The sequence below is a fragment of the Enterobacter nematophilus genome (genome assembly GCF_026344075.1).
Lineage (GTDB): Bacteria > Pseudomonadota > Gammaproteobacteria > Enterobacterales > Enterobacteriaceae > Enterobacter > Enterobacter nematophilus.
Genome location: NZ_JAPKNE010000015.1, coordinates 20,906 through 28,980, shown reverse-complemented (window position 1 = coordinate 28,980; position 8,075 = coordinate 20,906). Strand labels below are relative to the sequence as shown.

Sequence of the window (8,075 nt, the reverse complement as noted above, 5' to 3'; positions counted from 1 at the left end):
GGCCGTACCGTTGGTGCGGGCGTGGTTGCTAAAGTTCTCGGCTAATTGCTGATAACATTTGACGCAATGCGCAATAAAAGGGCATCATTTGATGCCCTTTTTGCACGCTTTCACGCCAGAACCTGGCTCATCAGTGATTATTTTTGTCATAATCATTGCTGAGACAGGCTCTGCAGAGAGCGTATAATTCGAAAAGCGAATTAGCATTTCGATTTGGTTTGCCTCGCGATCGCGGGGTGAAAATGTTTGTAGAATACTTCTGACAGGTTGGTTTATGAGTGCGAATACCGAAGCTCAAGGGAGCGGGCGCGGCCTGGAAGCGATGAAATGGGTAGTAGTAGCCGTTCTGCTGATCGTAGCGATTGTCGGCAACTACCTTTATCGTGACATGATGCTGCCGCTACGCGCGCTTGCAGTGGTAATTCTGATTGCTGCAGCGGGTGGTGTCGCGCTGTTGACGACGAAAGGCAAAGCGACTGTCGCTTTTGCCCGCGAAGCGCGTACCGAAGTCCGCAAGGTAATTTGGCCGACTCGCCAGGAAACATTGCACACCACGCTGATCGTAGCGGCGGTTACCGCTGTAATGTCACTGATCCTGTGGGGACTGGATGGTATTCTGGTTCGCCTGGTATCCTTTATCACTGGCCTGAGGTTCTGAGATGTCTGAAGCCCCTAAAAAGCGCTGGTACGTCGTTCAGGCGTTTTCCGGTTTTGAAGGCCGCGTAGCAACGTCGCTGCGTGAGCATATCAAATTACACAACATGGAAGAGTTGTTTGGCGAAGTTATGGTTCCGACCGAAGAAGTGGTTGAGATCCGTGGCGGCCAGCGTCGCAAAAGCGAGCGCAAATTCTTCCCGGGTTACGTGCTGGTTCAGATGGTTATGAACGACGCGAGCTGGCACCTGGTGCGCAGCGTACCGCGCGTGATGGGCTTTATCGGCGGCACGTCTGACCGTCCGGCGCCAATCAGCGACAAAGAAGTTGATGCGATTATGAACCGCCTGCAGCAGGTGGGTGATAAGCCGCGTCCGAAAACGCTGTTTGAACCGGGTGAAATGGTTCGTGTTAATGACGGTCCGTTTGCTGACTTTAATGGCGTGGTTGAAGAAGTGGACTACGAGAAGTCCCGCCTGAAAGTTTCTGTTTCTATCTTCGGTCGTGCGACCCCGGTAGAACTGGACTTTGCCCAGGTAGAAAAAGCCTAAGCAGCGATCAAAAAAGCGACGATTTAATCGTTGCACAAGGCGCGGGATTGGAATACAATTTCGCGCCTTTTGTTTTTATGGGTCTCGGCCCGTAAAACGAATTTTATTCACGGGGAGCCTCCCTGAGGCGCTATTACCCAATCAGAGGATTTTAGAATGGCTAAGAAAGTACAAGCCTACGTCAAGCTGCAGGTTGCAGCTGGTATGGCGAACCCAAGTCCACCAGTTGGTCCAGCTCTGGGTCAGCAGGGTGTGAACATCATGGAATTCTGTAAAGCGTTCAACGCAAAAACTGAATCCCTGGAAAAAGGTCTGCCAATCCCAGTCGTAATCACTGTTTACGCTGACCGTTCTTTCACTTTCGTTACCAAAACCCCTCCAGCAGCAGTTCTGCTGAAGAAAGCGGCTGGTATCAAGTCTGGTTCCGGTAAACCGAACAAAGACAAAGTGGGTAAAATTTCCCGCGCTCAGCTGCAGGAAATCGCGCAGACCAAAGCTGCCGACATGACTGGTGCCGACATTGAAGCGATGACTCGCTCCATCGAAGGTACTGCACGTTCCATGGGCCTGGTAGTGGAGGACTAAGAAATGGCTAAACTGACCAAGCGCATGTCCGTGATCCGTGACAAAGTTGATGCGACCAAACAGTACGACATCAACGAAGCTATCGCTCTGCTGAAAGAACTGGCAACTGCTAAGTTCGTTGAAAGTGTTGACGTTGCCGTTAACCTGGGCATCGACGCTCGTAAATCCGATCAGAACGTTCGTGGCGCAACTGTACTGCCACACGGTACTGGCCGTTCCGTTCGCGTAGCTGTATTTGCTCAGGGTGCAAACGCTGAAGCTGCTAAAGCTGCCGGCGCTGAACTGGTAGGTATGGAAGATCTGGCTGATCAGATCAAGAAAGGCGAAATGAACTTTGACGTTGTTATCGCATCTCCAGATGCAATGCGCGTTGTTGGCCAGCTGGGCCAGGTTCTGGGTCCACGCGGCCTGATGCCAAACCCGAAAGTGGGTACTGTAACGCCTAATGTTGCTGAAGCGGTTAAGAACGCTAAAGCGGGTCAGGTTCGTTATCGTAACGACAAAAACGGCATCATCCACACCACCATCGGTAAAGTGGACTTTGACGCTGACAAACTGAAAGAAAACCTGGAAGCTCTGCTGGTTGCGCTGAAAAAAGCAAAACCAACTCAGGCGAAAGGCGTGTACATCAAGAAAGTTAGCATCTCCACCACCATGGGTGCAGGTGTTGCAGTTGACCAGGCTGGCCTGAGCGCTGCTGCAAACTAATGCCTTTACGTGGGCGGTGATTTTGTCTACAATCTTACCCCCACGTTTGCTAACGAAAGTTAGCGGCTAAAAGAATTGTTCGTTGGAGCCTGGCCTATCCAGGCCTCCGTCGAAGACCGCAGGTGTCTCGAAAGAGACTTAATCCCCTGCGTAGACGGTGACAGAACGCTAAGATTATTTTTAATACTCTGGCTTGTTTCTGCTCACCGTATTAAGACGCTCTTTCCGTTGGGAAGAGTGAAGTGAGTTCCGGAACATGAGTTCCGGCAAACATCCAGGAGCAAAGCTAATGGCTTTAAATCTTCAAGACAAACAAGCGATTGTTGCTGAAGTCAGCGAAGTAGCCAAAGGCGCGCTGTCTGCAGTAGTTGCGGATTCCCGTGGCGTTACTGTAGACAAAATGACTGAACTGCGTAAAGCAGGTCGTGAAGCTGGCGTATACATGCGTGTTGTTCGTAACACCCTGCTGCGCCGCGTAGTTGAAGGTACTCAGTTCGAGTGCCTGAAAGACACGTTTGTTGGTCCGACCCTGATTGCATACTCTATGGAACACCCGGGCGCTGCTGCTCGTCTGTTCAAAGAGTTCGCGAAAGCGAATGCAAAATTTGAGGTCAAAGCTGCAGCCTTTGAAGGTGAGTTGATCCCGGCATCGCAAATCGATCGCCTGGCAACCCTGCCGACCTACGAAGAAGCAATTGCACGCCTGATGGCAACCATGAAAGAAGCTGCGGCTGGCAAACTGGTTCGCACTCTGGCTGCTGTACGCGATGCGAAAGAAGCTGCTTAATCGCAGTTATCTTTATAAAGCATTTGCTTACGTATAAACTTATTCTGATTTTCAGGAACAATTTAAATGTCTATCACTAAAGATCAAATCATTGAAGCAGTAGCAGCTATGTCCGTAATGGACGTTGTAGAGCTGGTTTCTGCAATGGAAGAAAAATTCGGTGTTTCTGCTGCTGCTGCTGTAGCTGTAGCTGCTGGCCCGGCTGAAGCTGCTGAAGAAAAAACTGAATTCGACGTAATTCTGAAAGCTGCTGGCGCGAACAAAGTTGCTGTTATCAAAGCAGTACGTGGCGCAACTGGCCTGGGTCTGAAAGAAGCTAAAGACCTGGTAGAATCTGCTCCAGCTGCGCTGAAAGAAGGCGTGAGCAAAGACGACGCAGAAGCACTGAAAAAATCTCTGGAAGAAGCTGGCGCTGAAGTTGAAGTTAAATAAGCCAACTTTTCTGGTTGCAGCCTAAGCAATTAGGCTGATGGCTGGTGACTTTTTAGTCACCAGCCTTTTTGCGCTGTAAGGCATCAGTAGCATTTCACACTGTTTGACTGCTGATTGTCCTGACAATGCTTGTTTCTATCGACGACTTAATATACTGCGACAGGGTGCTCGCTCTGTGTAAATCGCAATGAAATGGTTTAAGCGTGATAGCAACAGGTATTGCGGAAAGTATTCAATTTTCCGGTCCACAAAATGGTGTTGCACAAACTGTCCCTTCGTCGGACAGATGGGTCGACTTGTCAGCGAGCTGAGGAACCCTATGGTTTACTCCTATACCGAGAAAAAACGTATTCGTAAGGATTTTGGTAAACGTCCACAAGTTCTGGACATTCCATATCTCCTTTCTATCCAGCTTGACTCGTTCCAGAAGTTTATCGAGCAAGATCCTGAAGGGCAGTACGGTCTGGAAGCAGCCTTCCGTTCCGTGTTCCCGATTCAGAGCTACAGCGGTAACTCCGAGCTGCAGTACGTCAGCTACCGCCTTGGCGAACCGGTGTTTGACGTTCAGGAATGTCAGATCCGTGGCGTGACCTATTCCGCACCGCTGCGCGTAAAACTGCGTCTGGTGATCTACGAGCGCGAAGCGCCGGAAGGCACCGTAAAAGACATTAAAGAACAAGAAGTCTACATGGGTGAGATTCCACTCATGACAGACAACGGTACTTTCGTCATCAACGGTACTGAGCGTGTTATCGTTTCCCAGCTGCATCGTAGCCCGGGCGTCTTCTTCGACAGCGATAAAGGTAAAACACACTCTTCCGGTAAAGTACTGTATAACGCACGCATCATTCCTTACCGTGGTTCATGGCTGGACTTCGAGTTCGATCCAAAAGACAACCTGTTTGTCCGTATCGACCGTCGTCGTAAACTGCCTGCAACCATCATTCTGCGTGCATTGAACTATACCACTGAGCAGATCCTGGACCTGTTCTTTGAGAAAGTGATCTTTGAAATCCGCGACAACAAGCTGCAGATGGAGCTGGTGCCGGAACGTCTGCGTGGTGAGACCGCGTCGTTCGACATCGAAGCCGACGGCAAAGTGTATGTGGAAAAAGGTCGCCGTATCACCGCGCGCCACATCCGCCAGCTGGAAAAAGATGATATCAAACACATCGAAGTTCCGGTTGAATACATTGCAGGAAAAGTAGCCGCGAAAGATTACGTTGATGAATCAACTGGCGAGCTGATCTGCCCGGCTAACATGGAGCTGAGCCTGGATCTGCTGGCTAAGCTGAGCCAGTCTGGCCACAAACGTATCGAAACGCTGTTCACCAACGATCTGGACCACGGTCCGTACATCTCTGAGACTGTACGCGTCGACCCAACCACCGATCGTCTGAGCGCGCTGGTCGAAATCTACCGCATGATGCGTCCTGGTGAGCCACCAACTCGCGAAGCGGCTGAAAGCCTGTTCGAGAACCTGTTCTTCTCCGAAGACCGCTACGATCTGTCCGCGGTTGGTCGCATGAAGTTCAACCGTTCTCTGCTGCGCGACGAAATCGAAGGTTCCGGTATCCTGAGCAAAGACGACATCATCGAAGTGATGAAGAAGCTCATCGATATCCGTAACGGTAAAGGCGAAGTGGACGATATCGACCACCTCGGCAACCGTCGTATCCGTTCCGTAGGCGAAATGGCGGAAAACCAGTTCCGCGTTGGCCTGGTACGTGTAGAGCGTGCGGTGAAAGAGCGTCTGTCACTGGGCGATCTGGATACCCTGATGCCTCAGGATATGATCAACGCCAAGCCGATTTCTGCAGCAGTGAAAGAGTTCTTCGGTTCCAGCCAGCTGTCTCAGTTTATGGACCAGAACAACCCGCTATCTGAGATTACGCACAAACGTCGTATCTCCGCTCTCGGCCCGGGCGGTCTGACCCGTGAACGTGCAGGCTTTGAAGTTCGAGATGTACACCCGACTCACTATGGTCGCGTGTGTCCAATCGAAACGCCTGAAGGTCCAAACATCGGTCTGATCAACTCCCTGTCCGTGTACGCACAGACGAACGAATACGGTTTCCTTGAGACCCCGTATCGTAAAGTGACTGACGGTGTTGTTACCGACGAAATTCACTACCTGTCTGCTATCGAAGAAGGCAACTACGTTATCGCTCAGGCGAACTCCAACCTGGATGACGAAGGCCACTTTGTAGAAGATCTGGTTACCTGCCGTAGCAAAGGCGAATCCAGCTTGTTCAGCCGCGACCAGGTTGACTACATGGACGTATCCACCCAGCAGGTGGTATCCGTCGGTGCGTCCCTGATCCCGTTCCTGGAACACGATGACGCCAACCGTGCATTGATGGGTGCAAACATGCAACGTCAGGCCGTTCCAACTCTGCGCGCTGATAAGCCGCTGGTTGGTACCGGTATGGAACGTGCTGTTGCCGTTGACTCCGGTGTTACTGCAGTTGCTAAGCGTGGCGGTACCGTTCAGTACGTCGATGCATCCCGTATCGTTATCAAAGTTAACGAAGACGAGATGTATCCGGGCGAAGCGGGTATCGACATCTACAACCTGACCAAATACACCCGTTCTAACCAGAACACCTGTATCAACCAGATGCCTTGCGTATCTCTGGGTGAGCCAGTTGAGCGCGGCGACGTGCTGGCAGACGGTCCGTCCACCGACCTCGGTGAACTGGCGCTCGGTCAGAACATGCGCGTAGCGTTCATGCCGTGGAACGGTTACAACTTCGAAGACTCCATCCTCGTCTCCGAGCGTGTGGTTCAGGAAGATCGTTTCACCACCATCCACATTCAGGAACTGGCCTGTGTGTCCCGTGACACCAAGCTGGGGCCAGAAGAGATCACTGCCGACATCCCTAACGTGGGTGAAGCTGCGCTCTCCAAGCTGGATGAATCCGGTATTGTTTACATCGGTGCGGAAGTGACCGGCGGCGACATTCTGGTTGGTAAGGTTACGCCAAAAGGTGAAACCCAGCTGACGCCAGAAGAGAAACTGCTGCGTGCAATCTTCGGTGAGAAAGCGTCTGACGTTAAAGACTCTTCTCTGCGCGTACCAAACGGTGTTTCCGGTACGGTTATCGACGTTCAGGTCTTCACTCGTGACGGCGTTGAGAAAGATAAGCGTGCGCTGGAAATCGAAGAGATGCAGCTCAAACAGGCTAAGAAAGACCTGTCTGAAGAACTGCAGATCCTCGAAGCAGGTCTGTTCAGCCGTATCTATGCGGTGCTGGTTGCCGGTGGCGTTGAAGCTGAGAAGCTCGACAAACTGCCACGCGATCGCTGGCTGGAACTGGGCCTGACCGACGAAGAGAAACAAAATCAGCTGGAACAGCTGGCTGAGCAGTATGACGAACTGAAACACGAGTTCGAGAAAAAACTCGAAGCGAAACGCCGCAAAATCACTCAGGGCGACGATCTGGCACCAGGCGTGCTGAAGATTGTTAAGGTCTATCTGGCCGTTAAACGTCAGATCCAGCCTGGTGATAAGATGGCAGGTCGTCACGGTAACAAGGGTGTTATCTCTAAGATCAACCCGATCGAAGATATGCCGCACGATGCTAACGGTACGCCGGTAGATATCGTACTGAACCCGCTGGGCGTACCGTCTCGTATGAACATCGGTCAGATTCTGGAAACCCACCTGGGTATGGCTGCGAAAGGTATCGGCGACAAGATCAACGCCATGCTGAAACAGCAGCAGGAAGTCGCGAAACTGCGCGAATTCATCCAGCGTGCCTACGATCTGGGTACCGACGTGCGTCAGAAAGTCGACCTGAACACCTTCAGCGATGAAGAAGTGCTGCGTCTGGCAGAGAACCTGCGCAAAGGTATGCCAATTGCAACGCCGGTATTCGACGGTGCAAAAGAAGCTGAAATTAAAGAGCTGCTGCAACTGGGTGGTCTGCCAACGTCTGGTCAGATTACGCTGTTTGACGGCCGTACCGGTGAACAGTTTGAGCGTCCAGTAACCGTTGGTTACATGTACATGCTGAAACTGAACCACCTGGTCGACGACAAGATGCACGCTCGTTCTACCGGTTCTTACAGCCTGGTTACTCAGCAGCCGCTGGGTGGTAAGGCACAGTTCGGTGGTCAGCGCTTCGGGGAGATGGAAGTGTGGGCGCTGGAAGCATACGGCGCAGCATATACCCTGCAGGAAATGCTCACCGTTAAGTCTGATGACGTGAACGGTCGTACCAAGATGTATAAAAACATCGTGGACGGCAACCATCAGATGGAACCGGGCATGCCAGAATCCTTCAACGTACTGTTGAAAGAGATTCGTTCGCTGGGTATCAACATCGAACTGGAAGACGAGTAATTCTCGCTCA

The 8,075-nt window shown here is 51.6% G+C and carries 7 protein-coding genes; all 7 read left to right on the top strand.

All coding sequences use genetic code 11. The annotated features are described in order from the left end of the window. Nucleotides 1-274: 274 nt before the first annotated feature. The gene (gene secE, locus OSH03_RS21720) at nucleotides 275-658 is read left to right on the top strand and encodes a preprotein translocase subunit SecE (protein WP_003862342.1); all 384 of its coding nucleotides are present in this window, start codon (nucleotides 275-277) and stop codon (nucleotides 656-658) included. A 1-nt stretch (nucleotide 659) separates the two neighbouring features. Continuing rightward, entirely contained in the window at nucleotides 660-1,205 is a 546-nt protein-coding gene (gene nusG / locus OSH03_RS21715; RefSeq protein WP_003862341.1) for a transcription termination/antitermination protein NusG, read from the top strand. A 156-nt stretch (nucleotides 1,206-1,361) separates the two neighbouring features. Further along, the gene (gene rplK, locus OSH03_RS21710; RefSeq protein WP_008503452.1) at nucleotides 1,362-1,790 is read left to right on the top strand and encodes a 50S ribosomal protein L11; all 429 of its coding nucleotides are present in this window, start codon (nucleotides 1,362-1,364) and stop codon (nucleotides 1,788-1,790) included. A 3-nt stretch (nucleotides 1,791-1,793) separates the two neighbouring features. Further along, on the top strand, nucleotides 1,794-2,498 hold the full coding sequence (gene rplA, locus OSH03_RS21705; protein ID WP_006810530.1) for a 50S ribosomal protein L1: 705 nt from the start codon (nucleotides 1,794-1,796) through the stop codon (nucleotides 2,496-2,498). Between the two features lie 289 nt (nucleotides 2,499-2,787). After that, nucleotides 2,788-3,285 (top strand): 50S ribosomal protein L10, encoded by a 498-nt coding sequence (gene rplJ, locus OSH03_RS21700; protein WP_003862338.1) that lies wholly within the window; start codon nucleotides 2,788-2,790, stop codon nucleotides 3,283-3,285. A gap of 66 nt (nucleotides 3,286-3,351) precedes the next feature. Then, nucleotides 3,352-3,717 carry a 50S ribosomal protein L7/L12 gene (gene rplL / locus OSH03_RS21695; RefSeq protein ID WP_002445276.1) on the top strand — a complete coding sequence of 122 codons (366 nt, stop codon included), beginning with the start codon at nucleotides 3,352-3,354 and terminating at the stop codon, nucleotides 3,715-3,717. A gap of 319 nt (nucleotides 3,718-4,036) precedes the next feature. After that, complete coding sequence (gene rpoB, locus OSH03_RS21690; protein ID WP_061096566.1) at nucleotides 4,037-8,065, top strand: DNA-directed RNA polymerase subunit beta; 4,029 nt, start codon at nucleotides 4,037-4,039, stop codon at nucleotides 8,063-8,065. Nucleotides 8,066-8,075: the final 10 nt, after the last annotated feature.